Here is a 26,059-nt window from a genome sequence, read left to right on the forward strand (position 1 = left end):
TTATTCCAATATTTGAACACAATACATCTTTCTAAAATTAAGACAACTCATCTACTTTCTTTAAAATTTTAGCAGGAACACCAGCAACTATAACACTATCAGGTACATCTTTAACAACTACAGAGCCTGGGGCAACTATTGAATTTTTACCAATAATTACCCCTCCCAATATAACACTATGGCTGCCAATTGTTGCACCAGTTTTGATATATGGAGCTTTATTGTTCTTAAGCCCAAACAATACATTTTTAAATATATGCACACCACTTTCTATTACAGTATCAGAAGTTATAGTTACTCCACTATGATGAAAAACAACACCTCTTTCTATTTTACAAGAAGGGCTTACTTCAAAAGAATTATTTATTTGATTTTTTCTAGTGAAATATGAGTGCAATAAAGCAAATATGTTTCTAGTAAATAAATTTTTACTACTTGTTCTTTTTAAGTAAAAAAATTGAGCCAATCTCATATACACAGGCATAGAATATCTACTGTACATCATTAGATAATAGATTTTACCAAACCAAGTTTTTGGAATTCTATTTAATTCATGAGCATCCATAGTAAAACAATCTTTAAAATTTATTGGAATATATTTTTCTTGCATATATAAAAACTTTCTACATTAATTTAAAGATTTCTTTAACTTTTTCATAAGTAAGTATTTGCTTAAATTCATGCCCAAGAGCATTTCTTAATGGCTTTTCATGAATTATAGTTGATGCATAAAGCTGTTTATATACATCCTCAGTAACATTACTTGCAATTCCTCTAGGAATACTAACACTCTGCTTTTTTGCCATCAGCCAAAATTCATCCAATTCATTTGGATAAAATTTATCCATTGCGGTCATTGCAATGCAATTTCCAATACAATGATGTGTACCAAAAACAACACTAAGACCAGCAGAAAATGGGTGTACTAATCCAACATAACTATTCGCTATCGCGCATCCACCAAGATATGAAGCAACCATCAATTTTTCCCTATTTTCATCACTCATCATATCTTTACTTAAAAATACTTCTCTACATAAGTTTATAGCCTGGCGAGAAAAAGCATCACCAATTGCATTATGGTAACTGCCATTCAATGACTCTATACAATGCAAATAAGTATCCATTCCAGTATAAAAATACTGATCTCTTGGAACACTTTTTGTCAAATCAGGATCTAGAATAAGTTGATCATATATAGTAAAATCACTATTCATTCCAAGCTTTAAACCATTTTTAGGGTTTGTCATGACACAAGTTCTGCTAGCTTCAGCTCCAGTACCTGAAATAGTTGGTATACCTATCTTATAGATAGCTTGATTTTTTACCAAATCCCATCCTTGGTAGTCTTCAGCATTTCCTGGATTTTTTAATAAATTTGCAATTGCTTTTCCCGTATCCAGAGTACAGCCACCGCCTAATGACACAATTGCTTTTGGATTTGTTTTATTTTTTGAGAGCAAACAATCCCTTAAATGATTAATATCCTTAGTCTTTGGCTCTTCTTTTGTCTGAATAAAAAAAACTTCGTCTTCGTTTGATATAGGTAAATTTTCTAAAATTTTATTATCTTTAAAATATTCATCAATAAAATATACAACATAACTATCGCCTTCGATTTTGGTATCCAAAATTGATTTTAGATTAGAAATCGATCCCTTGCCAAACATATACCTTAAAACATTTTTTGAATTGTTCATGTTAATTTACATCCTATCTTTAGCTGTGATACCCATTATATCAAATGCCGTTTTTATAGAAACAGCAACGACTGCAAATACCTTTAACAGGCTATCTTCGTTTTCATTACCGACCACGCGGTTTTCGTTATAAAATTTATGAAAACTAGCAGCTAGCGACTTTAGATAGTCTGGTATCTTTTGAAGCTGCCTTGTTATAAAAGCATCCTCTAAAATTTCAGGTAAAACCAACGCCTCAAAAAGTAAATTTTTAGCATTTTCGTCTAGATATTCAAAGTCAGCATTTATCACGTCACAAACGCTTTTTCCAGCCTTTGAAAAAATCTGATTTATCCTTGCATGAGCATAGTTTATATAAAAGATAGGGTTTGAACTATCCTCTTTTTTAAGCTCATCTACGTCAAATTCCAAGCTGCTCGTGTTTGCCTTACTTATAAAAATAAACCTAAGCGCCTCAGCACCGATCTCGCTTGCGATATCGCTCATCAGCACAGCATTGCCAGCTCGCTTGCTCATCTTATATGGCTTACCCTCTTTTAGCAGGCTAACCATCTGCATAAGTATCACTTCAAGCTTGTTTTCGTCGTACCCAAGGAAATTTATCGCAGCCTTAAGCCTTGCGATATATCCGTGGTGGTCTGCGCCCCAAATGTTTATATAGCGGTCAAAATTTTTCTCAAATTTAGCGTTATGGTAGATGATGTCGCCAGCTAAATATGTCGGTCTGCCGTCATTTCTAACGACAACCCTATCGTTGTCGTCGCCAAGCGTGGTCGAAGCGATATAGATAGCGCCATCTTTTTCATACATTTGATTTGAGCGTTTTAGCTTATTTATAGTTGGCTCTAGGCCCTCATAAAGGGCCTTTTCACTAGCCCAGCTCTCTATAAATATCCCAACGTCAGCTAAGTCTTTTTTGATGATCTCAAGCACGATATCCTTGCCAAACTCGGCAAGCTCGAGGTTTCTACTCTCATCATAAAAAATTTCCTTGCCAAATTTCTCATTTGCAAGCTTAGCGATATCTAAAATATAATCCCCACGGTAGTATTTCTCTGGATAGACGATGCTTTCGTTAAAAAGCTGCTCTTTAGCCGCGAGAGATATCGAAGTGCCAAGCAGATCGATTTGATTGCCAGCATCGTTTATGTAGTACTCTGTTGAGATGGCGTAGCCAAGTCTTTTACCAAGCCTTGCTAATGTATCGCCATAAACTGCACCTCTAACATGTCCAATGTGAAGCGGTCCAGTTGGATTTGCGCTAATATATTCTATTAGATAGCTATCTTTTTTCGCATCTTCTTTTGCAAAATTTTCACTATCTAGCAAAATTTGCTTTGAAATTTCATCCAAGAACTCGCTTTTGAGCTTAAAATTTAAGTAGCCATTTACTGCACTAGCTTCAACTATCTTGCTATCACTAAATTTATCAGCAAATTCGCTAGCTATCATAGCCGGCGACTTTCTTAGCTCCTTTGCAAGGCTAAAAAGAGGCGTTGCATAGTGGGCTAAATTTTTATCCTTTGGCTTTTCAAGCACAAATTCATGCTCTAAAACCTTTGAAATTTCAGCTTTTATTTTATTTTTCAACTCTAAAACCTATGCGTTTTTAGTTGTTTCTTCTATCTTATGACTAGCAGCGCTCTCTTCTTTATGCTCGACTTTCTCGCTCTTTTCAGGTGTTGTATCTTCCATCTCGGCTTTAAAAGTCTTTATGCCCTTACCTAGTCCTTTTGCAAGTTCTGGGATCTTCTTCGCTCCAAAAAGTAAAACAATAATCGCCAAAACAACTAGCCAGTGGCCAATACTAAAAGAACCCATCTTTTCTCCTCGTTTAAATTTTTCAAAATGTTATCATAAATTCCTGAATTTCTAGCAATCTATCCACTCGTCGATGACCTGCCTCAAGTTTATTTTGGCACTTTTTAGTCTCATCGCTCTAAGTATTGACTTTAGTCCGCGGTAGCTCTTTTCGATATCATCATTTACTAGAAAATAATCATACTCCAAGATATGCTCCATCTCGCCAACTGCGTTCATTAGGCGATTTTCTATCGTCTCTTCGCTATCTGTTCCGCGGTTTTTCAAGCGCTTTTTAAGCTCTTTTTTATTTACTGTGGTGATAAAAACTGATGTGATATAGCTTTTAAATCTCTCAAGCGCGATGTGAAAGCCTTGCACGTCAATGTCAAATATAACTATCTTTCCAGCCTCAAGTGCCTCTAAAACTGGCCTTAGGCTCGTGCCATAGTAGTTTTTATGCACCTGCGCCCACTCTAAAAACTCGCCCTTTTCTATGCCGCTTTTAAATTCATCTTCTTTTATAAAATAGTAATCCACCCCATCAACTTCGCCATCCCTTTTTGCTCTAGTCGTGCTTGAGATAGAAAAATACAGGTCTTTCTCTTCCTTTAAAAGACGGCTTAGTAGCGTGCTTTTGCCGCTTCCACTAGGTCCTGAAACTACTAAAATTTGTCCTTGCAACTACTTTTCCTCAAAACTTATATTTATCTTAATGTTCATATCTTTTAGCACATCCCTTAGCGAGCTCTCATTTAGTGACTCATGGACGTGTTTTGTGATCTTTTTGGTTAGCTCTTCTTTATAGTCAGCATCGATTTTTTTATCATTTTGTGAGCCATCATTGGCTTCCATGCCAAATGCTGCTAACATCGTGTATTCATCTATTTCATCTATTGATGAAACATCAAAATTTAGATCATTTAATCTATCGGCTAAATTTTCTACTTCTTCAAGCCCTTCATCCTCAATGACAAAATTTTCTTCTTCAGGCTCTAATTCAGAAATTTCTTCCAAATCCTCACTTATTTCATCTTTGATTTCGTCTACTAGATTTGACCCATTATCTAAATTTTGCTCTTCTTCAAGCTTAGTCAATGTACTGGCATCAAACTCTTCTTGTAGTTCGGACTCTAAATTTTCACTACCAGATTCGATCTCCAAGTCTTCTAAATTTTCACTGGCTTCTTCATTTAACTCTTTATCCAAAGACTCAATCTCGCTAAGTTCTTTTTTACTTTGACTTATGTCATCTATAAATTCTTCGTCAAGGTCAGTAGTTTCTAAATTTTGAGTATTTTGCTCAACTATTTTGTCAAGCTCATTTATAGCCTCTTCATCTATCAAATTACTCTCATTCATGTCATCTATCTCATCTACAAGCGAGCTTAGCCCACCAAGATCATCGCCATGCTCTTCTTCTTTAGTAACTACCAATTCATCGTCTTGTTGCAAAGATTTATTTAAATTTTCATCTAGATCATCTAGACTTTCTATCGTATCATCTACATTATTTATCTCATCATCTGCAAACTCGGTATCTTTTTCATCAAAGCTAACATCTTGATCTTTTAGATCTTCGTCTTCCAAGTCCTTTAGCTGCTCTTTTAAAAAATCATCGTCTAATATCTCATCATCCAATTGCTCTGTCTTGTCATCTTCTTTTGCCAAATTTTCAAGTTCTGCATCAATCTCTGGGAGCTCAAAATCCTCTAAATCTCCAAAAGTTCTATTATTTTCAATAAAATCATCAAAATTTGCAGGCTCATCTAGCCCAAGCTCAGGATCCACATCATTGCCAGTATCTCTATTTTGTTCAAATAAACTAATAAATTCCGTTGGCAAAAATGGTTTTTCAAGCATAACGTCAGCAAAGTCAGGCTTTTCTCCGCCTCTAGGTGCTAGATACATTATCTTTTGATTTAAATTTACATCACTGCTATCTATATCGCTATCGATGATAATATAATCAAATGTATCACCAACATTACTAATATCATCAAATTCACTATACTCTATACCTAGCTTATTTAGACTTAGCGTTATAAGGCGAGAAACCGCTGGGTTTTTATTTACTAGCGCAACTTTCATAATCCCTCCTTGAAGCACTTGAGGCTGTATTTTATGATAAATTTCATTGCTATTTACTTAAAAAAATAGTGCTGGCATATCGTTTAAAATTTGAACCATCATATCAGTTATTATTTTTACAATACCAGCCAAGATAGCTATCAAAACCGAAAATCCAATAGTTACTTTAATAGGGTAGCCAATAACCAACAGGTTAAATTGTGGCATAGTTTTCATAAGCATGCCAAAAATAGCATCTGAAAGCATAGATAGTGCGATAATAGGGAAAGATAGAACAAAACCAAACATAAAAAGATTACCAAAAAGCTTTAGAGCATAGCTCATCACACCACTTCTTGGATAAAAATCCCCAAGCGGTATAGCTGAAAGTGAAGTAGAATAAAACTGCAATATCAAATGATGACCATCAAGCATTAAAAATGCAAGAAGAGCGATAAAATTTAGAATATTTGCAATCACTGGCGAGTTTGTACCAGTCTGCGGATCAAGCACCGAAGCCATCGAAAAACCCATAACCATAGAAATTTGCTCGCCAGCCATTTGAAGTATGGCAAAAACAATATTTAGCAAAAGACCAGCACAAAGACCAAGTATGACCTCACTCAAAATTTCCATAAATAAAAAATTTATAGCGTGCCCATGAGCGTGAGATAATGGAAAAAGCACAATACAAAGAGCAAAAACTAATAAAGTTTTTACGACCATTGGGATTTGATTGTGAGAATAAAATGGGAAAAATACAATGAGCCCACTAAGACGTGCAAAAAGGAGCATAAAGGTTATGACTTTATCAGCTCCAAAAAACTCGACTAGTTCCATCCTTTTATATTAAAGCCTCGTCCATCTCAGCAGGAATTTCAAGCCCCATGATCTTTAAAACAGTAGGAGCTATGTTGTTTAGCCCACCATTTTTTAGCTCTTTTATGCCATCAGCCATCACAAAGCAAAAGACGTCGTATGTCGTGTGATTTGTTAGTAACTCACCGCTACTATCTCGCATTTCTTCGCAGTTTCCGTGATCGCTCGTGATGATCATAGCGTAGTTTTTCTCTTTTGCCTTGGCATAAATTTCTCCAAGAGCCGTATCCACGGCTTCTACAGCCTTTATAGCAGCATCATAGTTGCCAGTGTGCCCAACCATATCGCCATTTGCGAAATTTACTACAATGAAGTCTTGTTCGTCATCCATGCCTTTTAGCACAGCTTTGCAGACCTCTGCAGCACTCATCTCTGGCTTTTCATCGTAGGTTTTGACCTTTGGACTAGGGATTAGTACCCTCGTTTCATTGCTGGCTAGCTCCTCGACGCCACCATTAAAGAAAAATGTTACGTGGGCGTATTTTTCAGTCTCAGCCGTGTGAAGCTGCCTTAGTCCAGCGGCTGATATGACCTCGCTTAGCGTATTTTTTATCTTTTCATTCTTAAAGAGCACTTCAAATTTAAAATTTGCGTCGTATTCGGTCATGGTGATTAGATTTTTGATAGCAAAGGGTCGCTCAAACTCGCTAAATTTCTCTTCGCCAAGAGCCTCGCAAATTTCTCTTGCTCTATCATTTCTAAAATTTATAAAGATCACGCCATCATCTTCGCCTATACCTTTAAAGCCATTAAAGCTTGCTGGCTTTATAAACTCGTCTGTCACACCCTCATCGTAGCTTTTTTGTAGATATTCACTTGGCGATAAGCTACTTAAATTTGCTCCATTTACCAAGATCTCATAGGCTTCTTTTACACGCTCCCAGCGCTTATCTCTATCCATCGCATAAAATCTTCCACAAACGGTAGCAACTTTAAATTTGGCCTCCAAGCTTTTTATAAAATTTATACCACTATTTGGGCTGACGTCGCGTCCGTCGGTGATAGAATGAGCAAAAACTTCGCAGCCATTTTTACTAGCAAGCTCACACATGCCGTCAAAATGCTCCAAGTGAGAGTGCACGCCACCGTCGCTATAAAGCCCTATAACGTGGACTCTTTTGCACTTTTTAAAGAGGCTTTTTAGGGCTTCATTTTCTGCTATCGAGCTGTCAGCAAAGCTGCGTGAAATTTTGACCAAATTTTGATATAAAACTCGTCCGCTTCCTATGCACATATGCCCTACTTCGCTATTTCCCATCTGTCCTTCAGGTAGTCCCACAGCGTTTCCAGAAGTTTTTATAAGTGAGTTTGGAATTTCTTTAAAAAATTTATCGTAGTTTGGTTTTTTGGCAGCATTAAATGCGTTAAATTCGCTATTTTTGTTATATCCGATGCCATCAGTTATTATCAGTATAGTTTTTTGACTCATTTTGAAAATTTTATCCTTAAATTTAGATAATTTTTAAGGCCATTATACTAAAATTGCTTTTTTTTAAAATAAAGGCTCCTATGTTTTACTATATCTATGAAATTTTCAATTTTAATATCTTTCAATATATCACAGTTCGCGCAGGTTTTGCATTTTTCATCGCATTTATACTCACGGCATATCTAATGCCAAAATTTATTACCTGGGCAAAGAAAAAAAATGCTTCTCAGCCTATCTACGAGCTGGCTCCGCAAACTCATCAGAAAAAGGCCAAAACGCCTACCATGGGTGGACTTGTATTTGTTTCTACAGCTGTGATTGCTGTGATTATTTGCGCAAGGCTTGACAATACCTTTATTTTAGCCTCACTTCTTTGCCTAATTGGCTTTACTTTGCTTGGCTTCAAAGATGATTACAGTAAAATTTTAGGCGCTAAAAATCATGCTGGCCTAAGCCCAAAAGCAAAGCTATTCTTTCAATTTCTAATCGCCTTTTTGATCGCAGCGTTTTTGTACTTTAGCAAAGAGTTAAACACTGAATTTTACCTACCATTTTATAAGCAACCGATCTTTGACATGAAAATTTTTGCCATTTTCTTTTGGATGCTAGTCGTTGTCGCAGCATCAAATGCTGTAAATTTAACAGACGGACTTGATGGACTAGCCGCTGTGCCATCGATATTTTCACTTCTAAGTCTTGGCGTTTTTGCCTACATCTGCGGTCACGCCGTCTTTAGCCCATACCTGCTTTTGCCAAAAATCGCTGGCGTTGGAGAGAGCGTCGTCGTAGCCTCTGCACTGATTGGCTCACTCATGGGATTTTTGTGGTTTAACTGCCACCCAGCAGAGGTTTTTATGGGTGATAGTGGCAGCTTAAGCGTTGGCGCATATATCGGTTTTATGGGCGTTGCGACCAAAAATGAAATTTTACTTATCATAATAGGTTTAATATTCGTCGTAGAGACGCTAAGCGTTATCTTGCAGGTGGGCAGCTTTAAAATTTTTAAACGCAGAATTTTCCTCATGGCGCCTATACATCACCATTTTGAGATAAAGGGCTGGGCAGAAAATAAGATCATCGTGCGCTTTTGGATCATTGCGCTTTTAGCAAATTTGATCGCACTAACCGCGCTAAAGATCAGATAAGGAAAGTCATGAGAAAATCACTATTTGGCTATGGTGGCACGACAAAAGCTATCGCTAAAAACTTCGTAAGCGACGGCTTTTGGGATATCTATGATGATAAATTTAGCGAAATTTCTAAGGACGAGTTTGGCAACACTCTTTTGCCAGTTAGCGAATTTGACCCAGCAAAAAGCAGTCTAGAGATACCAAGTCCAGGCATCCCACCTCATCACAAGCTTATAAAAAAAGCTAGGAATTTAGTTAGCGAATATGACTATTTTTATGAAATTTATAAGGCTCATCTGCCATTTAACGTCTGGATCAGCGGCACAAACGGCAAGACAACTACGACAAAGATGATGCAGCACCTGTTAGAGAGCAAGGGCTCAGTAATGGGCGGCAACGTCGGCATTGCGCTGGCAAATTTAGACCCAAACGCCAAAATTTGGATACTTGAGACTAGCTCATTTACCCTACATTACACAAAGCGCGCAGTACCTGGCATCTACGTGCTTTTGCCGATCACTCCTGATCATCTAAGCTGGCATGGCGACATGAGCGAGTACGAAAAGGCCAAGCTAAAGCCGCTTGCTAGCATGAGCGAAACTAGCGTAGCGATCGTGCCTGAAATTTACGCTAAAACGCCTACAAAAGCGAAAGTGATCGCCTATAAAGATGAGAGCAATCTGGCTCGTTTTTACGGCGTAAATTTAAATGATATAGCCTTTAAAACGCCGTTTTTGCTAGACGCACTGCTGGCACTTGCGGTGGAGAAAATTTTATTTGACTGCTGCAACGTGGCGCTTTTAAACACCTTTGTCATCGAGGCAAACAAGCTTGAAGAGCTCACCGACAAGATGGGGCGAACCTGGGTAAATGACACAAAAGCTACCAACATTGACGCTAGCATACAAGCCGTCAAACGCTACAAAGATCACTTCATGCACCTAATACTAGGCGGCGATGACAAGGGCGTTAGTATGGAAGAACTCTTTGAGAGTTTAAAAGATCTAAAGGTCAAAATTTACACCATCGGCTCAAATAGCGACAAGCTTATGAATTTAGCTGCTAAATTTAATATCCCTGCCCTAAAGTGCGAGATTTTACAAAACGCTGTAAATGAGATAGCCAAAGAGCTAAAAGCTGGCGAGATAGCACTGTTAAGCCCAGCAGCTGCAAGCCTTGATCAGTTTAAAAGCTACGCTGAGCGAGGTGATAAATTTAAAGAGTTTATAAAAGCTCTTTGAGATAAAAATTTTAGACTTTTCTATAAGAGTGGATTTAGCCATAAAACTATAATCTAGCTAAACCAACCAAAGGTTGCGACAAATACAAATTTATCAAGCTAGGCGAGAAATAATTATTTTAGTCTCGCTTATAAATTTTTACCCTATTCGTCATCTAAATTTATTTCAGGTAGTTTTTCTTCTATAAAACTCTTATCTTTTTTGGTAGCTGGTGTAACTTCGCTCGCTTTTTTTAAAAGTCCGTCAAGCCCTTGTCTTGCCAAACGTTCATTTAGCTGTTCAGGGGTATCTTTTGTGCCGTCAAGATCGCTAAAATCGTCAAATTCCTCGTAATCCTCGCTCTCCTTTTGGACCTTGATCTCGTAATCAAGCTTTCCACCAAGTCTAGCTAGCTCATCTTTTATGGCTTCGCAAAAGACTTTGGTATACCCCCTATGAGAGCAGTTTTTCGCTAGAAATTCACTCATCACGCTTAGATGATTTATGTAGTCATCTTGTAAGATATTTGCTTGCAAAAGCTCAAATTTCAAAAATAACCAGTAGGTGTTAAGAACGTCGCTTTCACAGTATTCGTTGATCTTATCAAGCTCGCCTGCATAGTAGAGCTCAAGCACTTGATCGCCGTGCACGTCGTACTTGCCAGGTAAATTTAAACTAGCACAAAGAGTATCGAGCTTTAGCCCTCTTACACTTCCAAAATCGCTTATAAAATCAAGCAGATCAAGGTGAAATTTAGGCGAGTATCTGGCTCTATAATTTTCCCATTTGTTTTTGTTTAGCTCTTTGTTTTCGCTCTCGTAATACGCCACTGCATTTAGGTTATAACGCATCGCACGCACCATTAGCATAGGCAGGTCAAAGCCACGGCCATTAAAGCTAACAAGCCTTGGATTATAGTCATTTATAAATTTTAAAAATTTAGCGATGATCTCGCGCTCGTCCCTGCCCTCCATCGTGCTAACTTTTAAAAATTTGCCATACTCATCAGCCATTACCGCAGAGATCGCCACGACCCTATGAAACATCACAGGTAAAAACTCACTTCCACTAGCCTCTTTTTGTAAAGCCATCGCCTGGATACTCACATCTTCATCGCTTCCGTCAATGCCGTAAATTTTTCTTATCAAATTTGTATCAGGTATAGTCTCGCAGTCAAAGACACAGATGTAGCTTTTTGCCATTTTAGCCCTTTTTTAAGCATTTTTTCTTAAAATCATACCAAAAATTTATATCTAAAGTGATCAATGCAAAACAAAAATCAACTAAAAATAGCCATTGTAAAGCTATCAGCACTTGGTGACATTGTCCATGCGGCTATAGTGCTTCAGTTTATCAAAAAGCACCATCCAAATGCCCATATCACATGGCTCGTTGATGCTCGTTTTGCAAGCCTTTTAAAAGATCATCCACTAATCGACGAGCTAGTCGTTTTACCACTTAAAGAGAGCTTTAAAAAAAGCTACAAGATCATAAAAACGCTTGGTAAATTTGACAAAGTAATTGATATGCAGGGACTTTTTAAATCAGCCGTCGTCGCAAAACTACTTGGTAAAGAAATTTACGGTTTTAGCAAAGAGAGCGTCAAAGAGAAAATAGCTGCTAGACTTTACAAGCATAAATTTAAAATTGACTACAACGAAAACATAATAGTTAGAAATCTAAGCCTTGCAGGATACGCTCTAAATTTTAGCTTTGATAGAAGTGAAATTTTGGAAAAATCGCCATGCTTTGAAATAGTTGGAAATTTTAAAAATGAAAGTGGTAAAAAGCGTGTATTGATCGCTGCATTTGCGAGCGAAGAGAGTAAAATTTATGACAAATTTAAAGATGTGATCAGGCTGCTTGATGGATGTGAAATTTATCTTTGCTACGGCAACAACAGCGAAAAAACAAGAGCTGAGGCGATCATCTCAGATACCAAGGCAAAGCTACTTGAAAAACTAAGCATAAAAGATATGATAGATTACATCGCTAGTTGTGATCTGGTAATTGGCAACGATAGCGGCCTAACACACCTTGCATGGGCAATAAATAGGCCTTCTATCACGCTTTTTGGTAACCGCCCAAGCCACAGAAATGCCTACGCCACAGACAAAAATCTTGTCGTTGATATGGGCAAAATTATAGATGCTAGAAGTATCGATAAAAACGACTTTTGTATAAAAGAAATTTACCCAGAAACGGTTGCAAATTTTGCAAAAAGGCTACTTCATGGATAAGCTATATCTGGCTGGCTTTTACACTTTAAAATTTTTTATATTTTTAATGCCTCGCTCATTTCAAAATCTACTTGCAAAATTTTTAGCGTTTGCGTTTATGAAACTTAAAAAAAAGAGATTTCATATCGTTATGACAAATTTAGATCTTGCGTTTGGTGAGTCAAAAACAAAAGAAGAGAAGCTCGAAATCGCCAAAAAATGCTACTACAACTTTGCAAAATTTCTTGGTATAAATTTCATTCTAAACCAAAATACAACAAAGCAAAAGATCCTTGAAAAGGTTGTCTTTAAAAATGAGCACTTTTTACTTGACGCGATGAAGTCTGGCAGGCCCATCATAGTTACAACTGCGCATTTTGGGCAGTGGGAGATATTTGGCCTAGCTGTCGCGGCTCGCTTTGGGGCCTCTTCGGCGCTTGGCAGAAGGCTTGATAGCAGCGTCATGGATAAAATTTTAAGAGCCAACAGATCGCAGTTTGATGTGGAGCTAATAGACAAAGATGGCGGTGCAAAAGATATCTTAAAAGCGTTAAAAGCTAGGCGAATAGTAGGAATTTTAGTTGATCAAAACACAGCACCAAAAGATGGCATAAAGGTGCAGTTTTTTGGCAAAGATGTGCTTCACACGCCAGCAGCAAGCGTGCTAGCGCAAAAGACAAATGCCCTTATCATAAATGCATTTATCTACCAAAAAGGTGAAAATTTAAATGAAATTTGCTTTGAGCAGCCAATAGACATAAGCACGTTTGACAAAGAAGAGGCCGTGCAAAAAGCGACACAAATGCAGTGTAGCGCATGTGAAGAGATGGTAAGAGCAAAGCCTGAGGAGTACTTTTGGTTTCACCAGCGATTTAAGAGATTTTACGAAAAAGAGTATAAATGCTAAGCGTTATCATCCTAACTTGCAATAGCGAAAAATATCTAAAAGAGGTGCTAGAAAGCGCTAAATTTGCTGATGAGGTTATCGTTGTAGATAGTGGTTCAAAAGATAGCACAAGGCAAATTTGTGATGGCTTTAGCAATGTGAAATTTCATGAGCAAGATTGGCTGGGATTTGGCGCGCAAAAGCAAAAGGGTGTGGATCTAGCCAAAAATGAGTGGGTCTTTGTGCTTGATAGCGACGAAGTGATCACGAGTGAGCTAAGAAATGAAATTTTAGATACTCTTAAAAAGCCAAAATTTATTGCCTACAATGTAGCTAGACTAAATTTTTTCTTTGGCAAAGCGATAAAAAATATGGGGCTTTATCCAGACTATACAGTAAGACTTTTTAATAAAAATTTTGCCAAATTTGATGGCAGAGCTGTGCATGAAAAGGTTATTTTAAATGACAGCACACAAAAGCTTGGGACGCTTAAAAATCACTTTTTGCACTACGCATACGAGAGTATAGAGCAGTTTATCACTAAGCAAAATCACTACTCAAGCATTGGCGCAAAGAAAAATTTACTAAAGGCACTCACAAGCCCGACCTGGACATTTTTTAAGCTTTATTTGCTAAAAGGTGGATTTAAAGAGGGCTTTACTGGCTACATCATCGCTAGACTTTACGCTCAATACACATTTTGGAAATACATAAAATGAAAATATTAGTAATTAAATTTAGAAACATCGGCGATGTGCTTCTGACCACGCCGCTCATTGAAAATTTACACCACTACTACCCTGACGCGACCATCGACTTCGCTCTAAATAAAGGGACTGAAGAGATGATTGAGGGCAATCCTCATGTAAACAAGATCCACATTTACGATAGACAAAGTGCAAATTCTGGCTTTTTTAAAAAGCTTATCACGGAAATAAAATTTATAAAAGCGATCAAAAAAGAGAAGTATGACATTGCGGTGCAAACAACCACTGGCGATCGTGGCGTGATCATCTCAAAATATGCAAAGATCAAAAAAATAGTTGGCTTTTTGGGCAAGCACGAGGCAATAAACAAGCTCTTAAGCGTAAAGGCAAAATACTACGAAAATTTCTCTCACACGATTGATCTAAATTTAAACGCGCTAAGGGCTTTAGGATTTGAACCGGTGAGCAAAAAAGTAAGTGTTTTTTCAGATGAGAGCGTAGAGCATCTAAATTTGCCAAAACGCTTTGTACACATGCATCTAACGAGTCGCTGGATGTTTAAATGTGCAAACGATGAGAGCATGGCAGAGCTCATCGACTACTGCGAAAATGAGCTAAACATAAAGGTCGTGCTAACAAGTGACAACAAAGAAAATGAGCTTGAAAAGCTTGCAAGTGTGCTAAAAATTTGCAAAAGTGAGCCTATAAATTTAGGCGGCAAGCTAAGCCTAAAACAAACGATCGCTCTATCAAAGCATTCAAGTCTTTTTATCGGTGTCGATACCGCCGTCATGCACATAGCTGCGGCAAATGACGTGCCGGTAATAGCCTTTTTTGGCCCAAGTAACGCTTATGAGTGGGGTCCATGGGACAGCTCACTCATGCAAAATGGCTACGCCAAACGAAATGGTATACAAAGCATGGGCAAACACACTGTTTATCAAAAAGATTGGGATTTTGTGCCTTGCGACAAAGAAGGCATAGCAAGGCATGGTGTAGAAAAAACATTGATGGATTTTAGTGACGAAATGCCAAAAATAAAAGCCAAAATAAAAGAAATTTTAGGATAGGCAGATGAACATTATTCACACGCAGACACTTTTTAATTGGGGTGGTGAGCAAAATAAGACACTAAACGAGATGCGTTTTATGCGTGAAATGGGTCATAATGTCATACTTTTTTGCAACCCAAACTCTCAGATAGAAAGTATTGCAAAAGAAGAAGGCTTTAGTGTTATAGCACAAGAGATGAGCAAGAAAAATTTTCATAAAAGCATACCGGCCATTTGCAAAGCAATCAAAGATAACAATATAGATGTGGTCATAACTCATGGATCAACTGATAGCTGGGTTGGGGCCATTGCTGGACTATTTTACCGAAGTAAGGGCGTTAAATTTTATAAGGAAAGACACAATCTTTTTCCTATAAAAGGCTTTCTTTCAAAGCTCATGCACAAAAAACTATTTGATAAAATTTTGTACATCTCAACTAGTGTCAAGGAGTATCTGCTAAGCATCGGCGTTAGCAAAGATAGGCTCTTTTTTATGCCAAGTACGGTTGATGTTGAAAAGATTGATAGCACAAAAAGTACATTTAGAGATGAGTTTAATATCTCTCAAGACGAGCTAGTCATCGGTACTTTTACCTCTCTTTATCGCAAAAAAGGCGTCTATGACTTTGCAAGTGCAGCAAAAGAGATTTTAAAAGAAAAGGACGCTACTATAGTATTTGCAGGAAATATCAGCGAAAGCACAAAAAATGAGATTGCCTCTATTTTTAGCAAAAAAGATAAGATCATCTTTACTGGATTTAGAAATGACGCGGCAAATGTTATAAAAAGCTTTGACATCTACGTATTTGCTTCGCACTCTGAGGGGCTTGGTACTGTATTGCTTGAAGCGATGAGCTCAAAAGTGCCAGTCGTAGTCTATGATAACGCCCCGATGAACGTGCTAGTTAAAGACAAAGAGCGTGGGCTTTGTGCTAAAAATTTAGATGAGGTTTCGCTAAAAGAGTATATTTTAGAGCTGATAGACGAGCCTGAAAAAGCTAAAATTTACTCACAAAATGCCTTTAAATTTGTGGATGAAAACTTTAGCCACAAGGCGCTAAAACAGGCTATTAAAAATTTACTGGAGAAAAAATGAACTACCCTGTTTGTATATTAACAATGCATCATTGTAACTATAATGAAAATGACTTTGCCATTAGTCCAGAGTTATTTAAAAAAGCACTTCTTATGGCATTAGATGAGGGTTATAAATTTATAGACTACGGCCAGTTTAAAGATATTGTGGCAGGACGAGCCAAAGCCTCAAAAAAGAATATTTTGCTAACTTTTGATGATGGATATTTTGATAATTATAAATTTGCGTTTCCTATCTTAAAAGAGCTAAAAATTCCTGCCGTTTGCTTTTTGATAACAGATAAGATTAAAGATTTTGAAAGGCAAAATTACGATTTTACATTCAAAAGACATAAAGAGATTGACTACGAAAAAGATGGTGAGTATTTTTTAAATTTAGACGAAATTAAAGAGATGCGCGAGAGTGGGCTTTTTGAGTTTGATAGTCACACGGCGAGCCATTTTTCATGCAAAAGCAACGATGAGGTAAAGCTAAGAGAGGAATTTTCTAGCTCACTCACCAAGATAAAAGAGCTATTTCCTAAAAAAAAGGAATTTGGTTTTTGCTTTCCAAAGGGGCATTTTAATGAGCTTTCTCTAAAGGTTGTGAAAGAGTATTACAATTTTGCTTTTAGTGTAATAGACGGTGGATTTTGCGCAGAAGATGATAAATTTAAGATAAGACGCATAGATATATCAAACAATGGAAAGACCGAGAACGACTACATTTTTAGGATCAAAAAGAAGCTTTTTATATACTCAATACCATTTATTGGCAAAATTTACTCAGATTTTAGGAACAGAGGCTACAAATAATGTTTGAAGCATTAAATGAGGTTTGTAAAGAAATTTTAAAAGATAAAAAACGAGCTTTAATCGCTCTTACTGGACTTCATGGTAGCGGCAAAAGCACACTTGGCAAAGAACTAAGACGCAAAGGTTTTGGAGACTTTAAGCCGCATCAGATCGCTGTTATAGACGATGGAGTAATGAGCGTAAATCTCTTTTTTATACGACCAAGGGTAAAAATTAAAGCCGACCACAAAGATGAGCTAAGGCCGTTTTTTAAATTTATCATGCCATTTGTAAAAGTTGTGATCTACGCAAGTACCAACCCTCTTGCACGCATCAGCAAATGCGATATACTCTGTATTTTAAGCATAGATGAAGAAGATCGAATAGCCGGAATTTATAAGAGAAACTCCGGTGAAGATCCAGACAATACTCAAAAGCATATAGGCAAAAAAGAGCTTGATCTATCAGGTCTTGAGTATAAATTTAAATTAGAATTTAAATCGCCAATAAAGCGAAATATATAATCAAAAGCGATTCTTCAGATCTTGCAAAAACATATAGCCAAAAATGAGAAAATTTTTACTAAATAATTTAGCCCACTAAGACCTTATGGCTGCATAGATCGAGCCTAAAATGTCATTTTGGTATATAAACATAGTCTTTTTTAGCCATTTTTCATCACGTTTTGTCACTATGCGCTTTATCTCTTCAAGGTTTCCATCAGCTTTATTAATGCCACGTTTTGTAGTGAAAAACGCGTTGTAACCGTGCTTTTTGGCAGTGCTTAGATACTCTTCGTTATATTTGCCACGCGGCCAGCATAGTGAATCGTCCTCAAAGCCAAAATTTTTCTTCATAAATTCACGGCAAAGGCAAAATTCCTCGTCCAAACTAAGCTGTCCAAAATATCTATCAAAATGACCATGCGTATGTGAGTGAAAGTAAAAACAATCACTCATTTTCTCGATCTGCTCTAAATTTAAAATCACATCTTGTGGCCTACTTGGAGCAAACCTCTTGCACTCGTTGTGATCGACATTTAAAAAGTTAGCAGGCCTCATCTCGTGTGCCTTTTGCGCCGCCTCTACCCAGCCAGTAACTATGAAAAGATTTGCCTTTAGCCCAAATTCCTTCACGATAGGATAGGCGTAAATGTAGTTGTCCATCCAGCCATCATCAAATGTTATACAAACGCTCTTTTTTGGTACCTCAAGCTCGCCTTTTTTATAAGCGATAAACTCATTTATACTTAGCGTTTTATAGCCATTTTCAGCCAGAAATTTCATATGCGATCTAAACTCATCCACGCTGCTAGCGATAAAACCGCTCTTTTCAAGCACGTGGTGATACATCAAAACTGTTACACTCATTTTAAAAGTTCCATATATAAATTTTGTGTGTTTTCTATCATTTTTTCGATACTAAATACCTCTTTTACGTACTCTCTACCAAACTCGCCCATCTGCTTTCTTAAATTTTCATCCAAAATAAGCCTTTTAAGCACCTTTTTTAGCCCCTCTTTATCGCCATTTTGAAATAAAAATCCACTCTTTCCGTCGCTTACTGCCTCGCTAAGACCACCCACGTCGCTTCCGATAGTGGCTAGCTTGCACGAAGACGCTTCAAGCAACGCTCCACCGATAGCCTCCATATCTGAAGGTAACACACAGATATCAAGTGAGCCCAAAAAATCGCTCACATCGGTTCTGTTGCCAAGCATGAATATATTTTTTTTATCTTTTATACACTCTTTTAGGTTCTCATTTTGAGGACCGTCACCTATGATAAAAAGAGCTGAATTTTCTAAATTTAGTTCACTAAATGCATCGATTAAGAGCTTGTGGTTTTTAGCAGCCCTTAGCACTGCCACGATACAAACACCCACTACATAGTCACTTAGGCCAAATTCTTTTTTCATGTTTATCTTAAATTCTGGTGTGTATTTTTGCGTATCAATCCCAGTGTAAATTTTTAGTACCTTCTCTTTTTTTACGCCTCTTTTTATAAGATCAGCGCAAACCGAGTCGCAAACACCGACTACTTTTGTGCTTAGGTTATAAGGCAAAGGCGATGTTATAGGTAGCTGCAAATGCCTAGTACGAACCACGCTAACGCCACAAATTTTGCCCACTATAGCGCCTATTGTGCCGTCTTTTCCTGAGTGAGTTGAGATGATTTTTATATTATTTTGCTTTACAAATTTGCAAATTTTTAAAATTTCAAAGATATTAAAAGACTTTTTGAGGTTAAACTCAACGAATTCGCAATCTATTTGCTTTTCAAAGCTTTTTGAGCCAGGATTTAGCCCATAAAAAACCTTAAATTTGCTCTTATCTAGTCCATTTATCACACGCTGAGTACGGTGTTCCTGTCCGCCAAATCCAAGAGAGCTTTCAAGCTCAAGTATATTTATCATCTTCTACTCTTTAAATTCTTTCATTTTTTTATTTGACAAAAAGCCATTTATTGTATTAAAGATTTTTAAAATTTTTGATATATTTTCATATGATTTTACATTTTTTAGCACTTTAAGCAAAATTCTATGTTTTAATCTAAGTTTTGAAAAACCAGCTGAATTTATGATGCTATCAATATCTTCGTAAAAAAGATCAAGTGCCTTTACATAGCTACTATTTTTTAGATTTGGTCTCGCCGAAATAGCCGGTATATAGACGCTTTTTATCTTTCTAAGCTCAAGATCAGGCACCATCTCAGGAGCTAAATTTTTGTTTTTTAAAATTGAGATTATATCGTCATAAACAAATTTATGGTCCATCACAGCTTTTAGTTTTTCAAAACCGCTAGTGTTATTCTCTCCAATCTTGTAATAATAAAACGCCTTGTTTAACTTTACAAGAGTTTTTGAAGCGATGACGTTTCTTACCACAACATGAAAATCTTCAGCTTGTGTGATCCCGACTGGAAACAAATTTTCTTTTAAAATTTCTGTTTTAATAGCCTTATTCCATGTGTTATGTAAGACTTTATTATGTCTTGAAGCGAGCAATTTCTTTAAATACTCGTCTTTATCTATAATACAACTATCTTTTGTCTCAAAGTCCTTTAAACATACTTTTTTATTACCGCAAATTTTAAATGCATCCGTTATCACTATATCTGCATCAAATTTTTTCGTAATATCATAAACGCACGAGGCATAATCCTTTTCCACATAGTCATCAGCATCTACACAAATAGTATATTTTCCTTTAGCTAGCAATATACCATCATTTCTAGCAGCACTAACGCCTGCATTACTCTTTGTTTTTAATATTATTTTATCTTCGTACTCTTTCAAAATTTGAGGCGTGGTATCACTGCTTCCATCATCTACAACTATGATCTCAATATCGTCCATATCTTGAGATACAAGTGAATTTAAGCAATCTCTAACATGCTCTTCTTTGTTAAAAACAGGCACCACGAAGCTGATTTTCACATCAGACACGATATTTCCTTTTAATTTTTTTTAATTGTATATTATTTTTAGTTCAGCAATGATAAAATGTCCACTTAAATTTTAAAGGATCTGCATGAAAAATGACATTGTATCTAGACTCTACAATCTCTTTTTGGTTATTGTCTTATTTACACTGCCAGTAACTGAGGGCTTAAAGCAAATTTCACTTACACTTTTTGTCTTGGCTGGAATTTACATTTGCGTCAAAGAAAAGAAGCAATTTAAATTTGACGCCATAAATATCTCGATTTCTATCTTTGTTTTGGCTACTTTTATAAGCTGCTTGGTAAATGGAGTTCCCGTCTCAAGAGCGCTTGATCCGCTAAGGTGTATGTTATTTTTCTTAGTAGCTAGAAGTGTTGGTGTAGAAAAAATAAATTTTAAATTTTTATTTTTTGCCTTATTTGCTGGTTTTATCGCTGCATTTATTCCAGCTTGCATAGAAAAATTTAGTGATCCGGATCCAGAGGCATTTTTAATATTAAAATCAATTGGCCATGTAAACCATAGTGCTATTTACATATTCTTAGTTTTCCTAACAGCCCTATCGCTTATGTCACACAAAAACATAAATAAGTCGATAAATATTTCCATAGCCACAATTTGTATTTTAGCTCTTGCCATCGCTGGCTCAAGATCAACCGCCTACATGGTCCCATTGGCTAGTGTTTTAATTTTTTCATATTTAATATATAAAAAAGAGGCCAGTATTAAGCTCTCTTTAACATTATCTATTTTATTTTGTGTAGTCTTTTTCACATACTTATATATAACCATAGCATTTACTGCAGATGAAAGAATATACGATCAAATGTCAAAGGGAGTACAAGGCGGTGAATTTAGATTTCTCATCTTTGAAAGTGCATTTAAAACATGGCAAGACAATATCTTTTTTGGCATAGGCAGTGGGAATTTTAAGAGTATAGATTTAACATACTTTTTCCCGCAAAGCGTCAAAGCACACGTATCTCACGCACATAACACATTTTTGACATTCTTAACAGAAAAAGGTCTTATTGCTTTGATTGCATATTTGGTATTTCAGCTATCACTATTTATAAAATTTATTAAAAATTTTAGACAAAATAGCATAGTTTTTCTTGCACTTTTAATGCTTGCTTTTCAAAACATCATCTCACTTGTAAACACCACATTTCACCATGAAAATGCACTTTTAATGCTACTATTTTGGGCACTAGCTACAAGTGCTATAGATGAAAAATTAACCTTAAAAATTAGCTAACGCTCCGACGCGTCTCAACCGTTTTAAATTTTTATAAAGAAACGGTTGAGTTAAATTTCTACTTTTTCTTCATTTCCTCAAGCTCTTGTGCTAGAAATTCTCCTGTATAGCTGCCAGTTTTTTTGTAGTTTTTGGCTACATCTTTTACATTACCGCACGCTATTACTTTGCCACCCTTTGCACCACCTTCTGGGCCCATATCTACGATATAGTCGCAGTTTTTGATAACATCCATGTTATGCTCGATAACAAAAACAGAATTTCCAAGATCAACTAGGTGATTTAGCACCTTTACTAGTCTATCGACATCAGCAAAATGAAGCCCTGTCGTTGGTTCATCAAGGATATAAAGCGTATTTCCAGTATCGCTTCTGCTAAGCTCTTTTGCCAGCTTCACACGTTGCGCCTCTCCGCCACTTAGTGTTACAGCATTTTGTCCAAGCGTGATGTAGCCAAGTCCCACGTCTTGCAGTGTGGTGAGCTTTGAAGCGATCTTTGGCACCGCTTTGAAAAACTCAACCGCCTCATCGATGCTCATATTTAGCACCTCAGCGATGTTTTTACCCTTGTATAAAATTTCCAAGGTTTGAGCGTTGTATCTAGCGCCATTGCAAACGTCGCAAACCACGTTGATATCAGGTAAAAAGTGCATCTCGATAGTGATCTCACCCTCGCCTTGACACTTCTCGCAACGTCCACCCTTGACATTAAAGCTAAAGCGCCCTATTTTATAGCCTCTAAGTTTAGCTTCTTTAGTCTGGGCAAATAAATTTCTGATCTCGTCCATTACGCCAGTGTATGTCGCTGGATTTGATCGTGGAGTGCGTCCGATCGGGCTTTGATCGAGGTATATAACCTTGTCTAAATTCTCAAGTCCGCTTAAATTTACCCCAGCTATCTTTTTAACTTTTTTAGCTCTATTTAGCTGCTCCTGTGCCTCTGGAAGCAAGGTCTGAAGCACGAGCGAACTCTTGCCAGATCCTGAAACGCCGGTGATACCCACAAGGTTTCTAAGCGGAAATTTCGCGGTTAAATTTGAGATATTATTGATATTTACATTTGAAATTTCAAGCCACTTCTCAGCCTTTCTATTTTTTTGGTAGTCGATCTTTTTCTTACCATTTATATATAGGGCAGTCTGCGTGTTTGAGCTTAAAAGCTCTTTTGGGCTACCAGAAAAGATCACGTTACCACCAAATTTACCAGCTCCAGGGCCGATATCAACGATATAATCAGCCTCTTCTATCGTCTTTTTATCATGTTCGACGACGATTACAGAGTTGCCTTTAGCTTGTAAATTTCTAAGCGTCTTTATAAGCTTTATCGTATCTCGCTCATGCAGGCCGATACTTGGCTCATCAAGCACGTACATGACACCACTTAGCCCACTTCCTATCTGACTCGCGATCCTGATGCGCTGCGCCTCACCACCACTAATCGTCCTAGCATCACGCCCAAGCGACAAGTAGCCAAGTCCCACGTCATATAAAAAGAAAAGACGCTCGTTAATTTCTTTTAAAATAGGCTTTGCAATCGCCTTGTCGTAGTCACTAAGATAGGCAAAATTTTTCTCATTTGAAAAAAATGCGGTGCAGTTTTCTATGCTCATATCCAAAATTTCACCAAGCCCAAGGCCAGCGACCCTAACCGCTAGACTTTGGGGCTTTAGCCTGTGGCCATTACAAGCATCACAAATTTTCTCGCTCATATACTCGTCAAAGTCCTTATAATCCTTTAAAAGTCCGTGTGAAATTTTAACTACTCCATCAAATTTTCTAAGCAGTTTATTTCGCTTCCAAAAAAACGAGATTTCCTTTACGTTACCGTATAAAACGAGTCTTTTTTCATCTTCGCTCAGCTCATAATATGGCTTTTTAATGTCAATCTCATTTTGCTCACAAAAAGCAAGTAAAAATTTATAGTAGTAGCTCATGTTGTAGCCATAAAGCAGCTTGATAGCGCCATTTTCTATCGACTTTTCCTCGTCAATGATCTTGCTCATATCTAGGCTGTATCTTATACCAAGTCCGTCGCAATGCTCGCAAGCGCCCTTTGGAGAGTTGAAGCTAAAGCTTAGCGGCTCAAGCGGCGTAAATGAAATTTTACAATCAAAGCAAGCCATATGCTCGCTGTAATGTATAAAACTCTCTTTAACCCCCAGCTCGTCGGCATTTGCGATCTCTATCTCGACCTCGCCAAAGCTCTCATTTAGCGCTTTTTCCACGTCACTTGCAAGGCGTTCGTAATTTTGTTCATCGATGGCGATCCTATCAACGATGACCTTTATTGTATGTTTTTTAGTTTTAGCAAGCTCGATCTCCTCGTCAAGCCTCACCACCACGCCATCTATCTGCGCTCTTACAAAGCCTTTTTGGCGTAAATTTTCGATCAAGTCCGCCCATGTACCCTTTTTCTCACGCACTAGCGGTGCATATATGATTACTTTTGCGCCAAGCGGGAGCTTTGAGATTTCGTTTATGATATCGCTTGCACTCATTTTTGAGATAGGTTTGCCGCATTTATGGCAGTGCTGCACGCCAACTCTTGCGTACAAAAGCCTTAGATAGTCGTAAATTTCTGTAATCGTACCAACCGTCGAACGAGGGTTTTTAGAAGTCGTCTTTTGATCGATCGCAATAGCGGGCGTTAAACCCTCGATCTTATCTACATCAGGCTTGCCCACTCGGTCTAGAAACTGTCTAGCATAGCTGCTAAGGCTCTCCATGTACCTTCTTTGCCCCTCAGCATAGAGCGTATCAAAGGCTAGTGTACTCTTGCCACTTCCGCTAAGGCCGGTAAAGACTACTAGTTTGTTTTTTGGAATTTCAAGATTTAAATTTTTAAGATTGTGCTCGCGTGCACCAGTTATTTGTATAGTATCATTCATAAATTTATATGACCTTTTTTGAAATTTTAACCTATAAATTTAGTCTAAAAGTGATAAAAACTTTATAAAAGAACTTTTTATGATCATGCCCAAAAGTAAATTTAAGAGTATATTTATATCATTTTCAGCTTTTTTTGATATTCTACGCCAGAATTTTATTTAAGGAGAAAAAATGTCTGTAAAAATAACTGATATATGTATAAGCTGTGGCTCATGTATCGATGAGTGCCCAGTTTCAGCTATTGTTGATGATAGCGATAACCCAACTGGAGAAGACACTTACTATGTTTATTCAAACAAATGTGTTGAATGTGTAGGCTACAATGACGAGCCAGCCTGTGCATCTGCCTGTCCAACTGATGGCTGTATCGTCTGGGATGCAGTGGTAGCAGGGCAACCTTCACGCGATCAGATCGGTGCTGATTCTCGCACTGGTAGCACTCCAGTAATCCAATAAATTTACAAATTTTAGGCTCAAATTTGAGCCTATTTTATTTTTAAGATTTATTTGATATAATTGCCAACTTCATTATAAGTAACCTAAATTTTAAGGAAATTTTATGCAAAGAACACTTTCTATTATTAAGCCTGACGCTGTTAAAAAAAATGTTGTTGGAAAAATCATAGATAGATTTGAAAGCAATGGCTTAAGAGTCGCTGCTGCAAAGAAAATCAAACTTAGCAAATGCGATGCAAAAGCATTTTACGCAGTTCACAAAGATAGACCTTTTTTCAACGATCTAGTTGAATTTATGGTAAGCGGACCAGTTGTAGTTATGGTTTTAGAGGGTGAAAATGCAGTTGCTAAAAACCGCGATCTAATGGGTGCAACTAACCCGAAAGAAGCAGCTCCTGGCACTATCAGAGCTGATTTTGCTGATAGCATTGACGCAAACGCAGTTCACGGAAGTGACAGCCTAGAAAATGCTGCAAATGAGATAAATTTCTTCTTTGCTTCAAGAGAAATTTGCTAATCTTAGGCTAAATTTTGAAAATTTCTTTCTCTAAAGTAACAGCCCAAGGGATTAACTTTGAGCTTGGAAGAAATAATAGTTTAGAATTTAGTGGAATTTTAAAGAAAAAAGACCCTTTTTTAGTAAAATGCCAAGGTACTATAAAGGGTGAAATAAAATATATTTGTGATCGATGTGGTGATGAATTTATGTTGCCAGTTGATCAAAACGTAGAGCTAAATTTAAGCGACGGAGTCTATAAAGACAACGAAAATGAGCTTAGCGATACGATGGAATTTTATGACGGCAATATTGATTTAATAGAAGTTTTTGAAAGCGAACTAGAAGCTTTTAAGAGCGATTATTTTTATTGTGAAAAATGTAAAAATTTATAAAGGAGAGTAAAATGGCAGTACCAAAGCGTAGAGTAAGTCATTCTCGTGCAGCAAAACGCAGAACACATTACAAAGTTACACTTCCAGTACCTGTAAAAGACAAAGACGGTTCTTGGAAAATGCCTCACCGCATAAACAAAACAACAGGTGAATACTAAAA

The 26,059-nt window shown here is 37.1% G+C and carries 27 protein-coding genes; 14 read left to right on the plus strand and 13 right to left on the minus strand.

The window, feature by feature from the left end:
• Nucleotides 1-37 precede the first annotated feature (37 nt).
• From ACTTKV_RS03890 to gpmI, 8 genes are read right to left on the minus strand one after another with little or no spacing between them, the layout of a single operon-like run.
• Nucleotides 38-610, minus strand: a complete 573-nt coding sequence (locus ACTTKV_RS03890) for a serine O-acetyltransferase (RefSeq protein WP_442549339.1) — start codon at nt 608-610, stop codon at nt 38-40.
• Between the two features lie 13 nt (nt 611-623).
• Nucleotides 624-1,700, minus strand: a complete 1,077-nt coding sequence (locus ACTTKV_RS03895) for an iron-containing alcohol dehydrogenase family protein (protein WP_442549340.1) — start codon at nt 1,698-1,700, stop codon at nt 624-626.
• A gap of 6 nt (nt 1,701-1,706) precedes the next feature.
• Complete coding sequence (gene argS, locus ACTTKV_RS03900) at nt 1,707-3,290, minus strand: arginine--tRNA ligase (protein WP_442549341.1); 1,584 nt, start codon at nt 3,288-3,290, stop codon at nt 1,707-1,709.
• Nucleotides 3,291-3,299: 9 nt separating this feature from the next.
• The gene (gene tatA, locus ACTTKV_RS03905; protein WP_442549342.1) at nt 3,300-3,521 is read right to left on the minus strand and encodes a twin-arginine translocase TatA/TatE family subunit; all 222 of its coding nucleotides are present in this window, start codon (nt 3,519-3,521) and stop codon (nt 3,300-3,302) included.
• A gap of 51 nt (nt 3,522-3,572) precedes the next feature.
• The gene (gene gmk / locus ACTTKV_RS03910; RefSeq protein ID WP_442549343.1) at nt 3,573-4,184 is read right to left on the minus strand and encodes a guanylate kinase; all 612 of its coding nucleotides are present in this window, start codon (nt 4,182-4,184) and stop codon (nt 3,573-3,575) included.
• A complete protein-coding gene (locus ACTTKV_RS03915) occupies nt 4,185-5,591 on the minus strand; it encodes a Highly acidic protein (RefSeq protein WP_442549344.1) in 1,407 nt (468 codons plus the stop codon). It abuts the gene before it with no gap.
• A gap of 57 nt (nt 5,592-5,648) precedes the next feature.
• Nucleotides 5,649-6,410 (minus strand): flagellar biosynthetic protein FliR, encoded by a 762-nt coding sequence (fliR, locus tag ACTTKV_RS03920; protein WP_442549345.1) that lies wholly within the window; start codon nt 6,408-6,410, stop codon nt 5,649-5,651.
• 4 nt (nt 6,411-6,414) lie between these two features.
• Nucleotides 6,415-7,878, minus strand: a complete 1,464-nt coding sequence (gpmI, locus tag ACTTKV_RS03925; protein ID WP_442549346.1) for a 2,3-bisphosphoglycerate-independent phosphoglycerate mutase — start codon at nt 7,876-7,878, stop codon at nt 6,415-6,417.
• Between the two features lie 80 nt (nt 7,879-7,958).
• Between gpmI and mraY the strand changes: the two genes are divergently transcribed.
• Nucleotides 7,959-9,023 (plus strand): phospho-N-acetylmuramoyl-pentapeptide-transferase, encoded by a 1,065-nt coding sequence (mraY, locus tag ACTTKV_RS03930; protein WP_442549347.1) that lies wholly within the window; start codon nt 7,959-7,961, stop codon nt 9,021-9,023.
• Between the two features lie 8 nt (nt 9,024-9,031).
• Nucleotides 9,032-10,249: a UDP-N-acetylmuramoyl-L-alanine--D-glutamate ligase gene (gene murD, locus ACTTKV_RS03935; RefSeq protein ID WP_442549348.1), complete on the plus strand. Its 1,218-nt coding sequence runs from the start codon at nt 9,032-9,034 to the stop codon at nt 10,247-10,249.
• A gap of 143 nt (nt 10,250-10,392) precedes the next feature.
• Here murD and ACTTKV_RS03940 read toward each other — a convergent pair whose 3' ends face one another.
• The gene (locus ACTTKV_RS03940) at nt 10,393-11,430 is read right to left on the minus strand and encodes a 3'-5' exonuclease (RefSeq protein ID WP_442549349.1); all 1,038 of its coding nucleotides are present in this window, start codon (nt 11,428-11,430) and stop codon (nt 10,393-10,395) included.
• Between the two features lie 63 nt (nt 11,431-11,493).
• On the opposite strand from ACTTKV_RS03940, the gene waaC reads away from it, so the two are divergent.
• Genes waaC through ACTTKV_RS03975 form a run of 7 tightly spaced genes read left to right on the plus strand, consistent with a single transcriptional unit; the run spans nt 11,494 to nt 17,485 of the window.
• On the plus strand, nt 11,494-12,468 hold the full coding sequence (gene waaC, locus ACTTKV_RS03945) for a lipopolysaccharide heptosyltransferase I (protein WP_442549350.1): 975 nt from the start codon (nt 11,494-11,496) through the stop codon (nt 12,466-12,468).
• Nucleotides 12,461-13,354 carry a lipid A biosynthesis lauroyl acyltransferase gene (locus ACTTKV_RS03950; RefSeq protein ID WP_442549351.1) on the plus strand — a complete coding sequence of 298 codons (894 nt, stop codon included), beginning with the start codon at nt 12,461-12,463 and terminating at the stop codon, nt 13,352-13,354. The genes waaC and ACTTKV_RS03950 overlap by 8 nt, the downstream gene beginning before the upstream one ends.
• Nucleotides 13,348-14,052, plus strand: coding sequence for a glycosyltransferase family 2 protein (locus ACTTKV_RS03955; RefSeq protein ID WP_442549352.1), 705 nt, complete (start codon nt 13,348-13,350; stop codon nt 14,050-14,052). Before ACTTKV_RS03950 ends, ACTTKV_RS03955 begins: the two co-directional genes overlap by 7 nt.
• Entirely contained in the window at nt 14,049-15,110 is a 1,062-nt protein-coding gene (gene rfaQ, locus ACTTKV_RS03960; RefSeq protein ID WP_442549353.1) for a putative lipopolysaccharide heptosyltransferase III, read from the plus strand. The genes ACTTKV_RS03955 and rfaQ overlap by 4 nt, the downstream gene beginning before the upstream one ends.
• 4 nt (nt 15,111-15,114) lie before the next feature.
• Complete coding sequence (locus ACTTKV_RS03965) at nt 15,115-16,188, plus strand: glycosyltransferase family 4 protein (protein ID WP_442549354.1); 1,074 nt, start codon at nt 15,115-15,117, stop codon at nt 16,186-16,188.
• Nucleotides 16,185-16,982, plus strand: coding sequence for a polysaccharide deacetylase family protein (locus tag ACTTKV_RS03970; RefSeq protein ID WP_442549355.1), 798 nt, complete (start codon nt 16,185-16,187; stop codon nt 16,980-16,982). The genes ACTTKV_RS03965 and ACTTKV_RS03970 overlap by 4 nt, the downstream gene beginning before the upstream one ends.
• The gene (locus ACTTKV_RS03975) at nt 16,982-17,485 is read left to right on the plus strand and encodes a hypothetical protein (RefSeq protein WP_442549356.1); all 504 of its coding nucleotides are present in this window, start codon (nt 16,982-16,984) and stop codon (nt 17,483-17,485) included. Before ACTTKV_RS03970 ends, ACTTKV_RS03975 begins: the two co-directional genes overlap by 1 nt.
• 75 nt (nt 17,486-17,560) lie before the next feature.
• Here ACTTKV_RS03975 and ACTTKV_RS03980 read toward each other — a convergent pair whose 3' ends face one another.
• From ACTTKV_RS03980 to ACTTKV_RS03990, 3 genes are read right to left on the minus strand one after another with little or no spacing between them, the layout of a single operon-like run.
• On the minus strand, nt 17,561-18,331 hold the full coding sequence (locus ACTTKV_RS03980) for a polysaccharide deacetylase family protein (RefSeq protein WP_442549357.1): 771 nt from the start codon (nt 18,329-18,331) through the stop codon (nt 17,561-17,563).
• Nucleotides 18,328-19,377 carry a glycosyltransferase family 4 protein gene (locus ACTTKV_RS03985; protein ID WP_442549358.1) on the minus strand — a complete coding sequence of 350 codons (1,050 nt, stop codon included), beginning with the start codon at nt 19,375-19,377 and terminating at the stop codon, nt 18,328-18,330. Before ACTTKV_RS03985 ends, ACTTKV_RS03980 begins: the two co-directional genes overlap by 4 nt.
• A gap of 3 nt (nt 19,378-19,380) precedes the next feature.
• Nucleotides 19,381-20,409 carry a glycosyltransferase family 2 protein gene (locus ACTTKV_RS03990; RefSeq protein WP_442549359.1) on the minus strand — a complete coding sequence of 343 codons (1,029 nt, stop codon included), beginning with the start codon at nt 20,407-20,409 and terminating at the stop codon, nt 19,381-19,383.
• 85 nt (nt 20,410-20,494) lie between these two features.
• On the opposite strand from ACTTKV_RS03990, the gene ACTTKV_RS03995 reads away from it, so the two are divergent.
• Nucleotides 20,495-21,664 carry an O-antigen ligase family protein gene (locus ACTTKV_RS03995; RefSeq protein ID WP_442549360.1) on the plus strand — a complete coding sequence of 390 codons (1,170 nt, stop codon included), beginning with the start codon at nt 20,495-20,497 and terminating at the stop codon, nt 21,662-21,664.
• 58 nt (nt 21,665-21,722) lie between these two features.
• Here the strand turns inward: ACTTKV_RS03995 and uvrA are convergent, their stop codons facing one another.
• Entirely contained in the window at nt 21,723-24,551 is a 2,829-nt protein-coding gene (gene uvrA, locus ACTTKV_RS04000) for an excinuclease ABC subunit UvrA (RefSeq protein WP_442549361.1), read from the minus strand.
• A 172-nt stretch (nt 24,552-24,723) separates the two neighbouring features.
• Here uvrA and ACTTKV_RS04005 point away from each other — a divergent pair, with 172 nt between their 5' ends.
• From ACTTKV_RS04005 to rpmF, 4 genes are all read left to right on the plus strand, one after another.
• A complete protein-coding gene (locus ACTTKV_RS04005; RefSeq protein WP_103579661.1) occupies nt 24,724-25,008 on the plus strand; it encodes a 4Fe-4S dicluster domain-containing protein in 285 nt (94 codons plus the stop codon).
• 103 nt (nt 25,009-25,111) lie between these two features.
• A complete protein-coding gene (gene ndk / locus ACTTKV_RS04010; RefSeq protein ID WP_442549362.1) occupies nt 25,112-25,525 on the plus strand; it encodes a nucleoside-diphosphate kinase in 414 nt (137 codons plus the stop codon).
• A 14-nt stretch (nt 25,526-25,539) separates the two neighbouring features.
• Nucleotides 25,540-25,899: a hypothetical protein gene (locus tag ACTTKV_RS04015; RefSeq protein ID WP_442549363.1), complete on the plus strand. Its 360-nt coding sequence runs from the start codon at nt 25,540-25,542 to the stop codon at nt 25,897-25,899.
• An 11-nt stretch (nt 25,900-25,910) separates the two neighbouring features.
• Nucleotides 25,911-26,057 carry a 50S ribosomal protein L32 gene (rpmF, locus tag ACTTKV_RS04020; protein ID WP_002942540.1) on the plus strand — a complete coding sequence of 49 codons (147 nt, stop codon included), beginning with the start codon at nt 25,911-25,913 and terminating at the stop codon, nt 26,055-26,057.
• Nucleotides 26,058-26,059: the final 2 nt, after the last annotated feature.

This window comes from Campylobacter sp. (assembly GCF_052169515.1).
GTDB lineage: Bacteria > Campylobacterota > Campylobacteria > Campylobacterales > Campylobacteraceae > Campylobacter_A.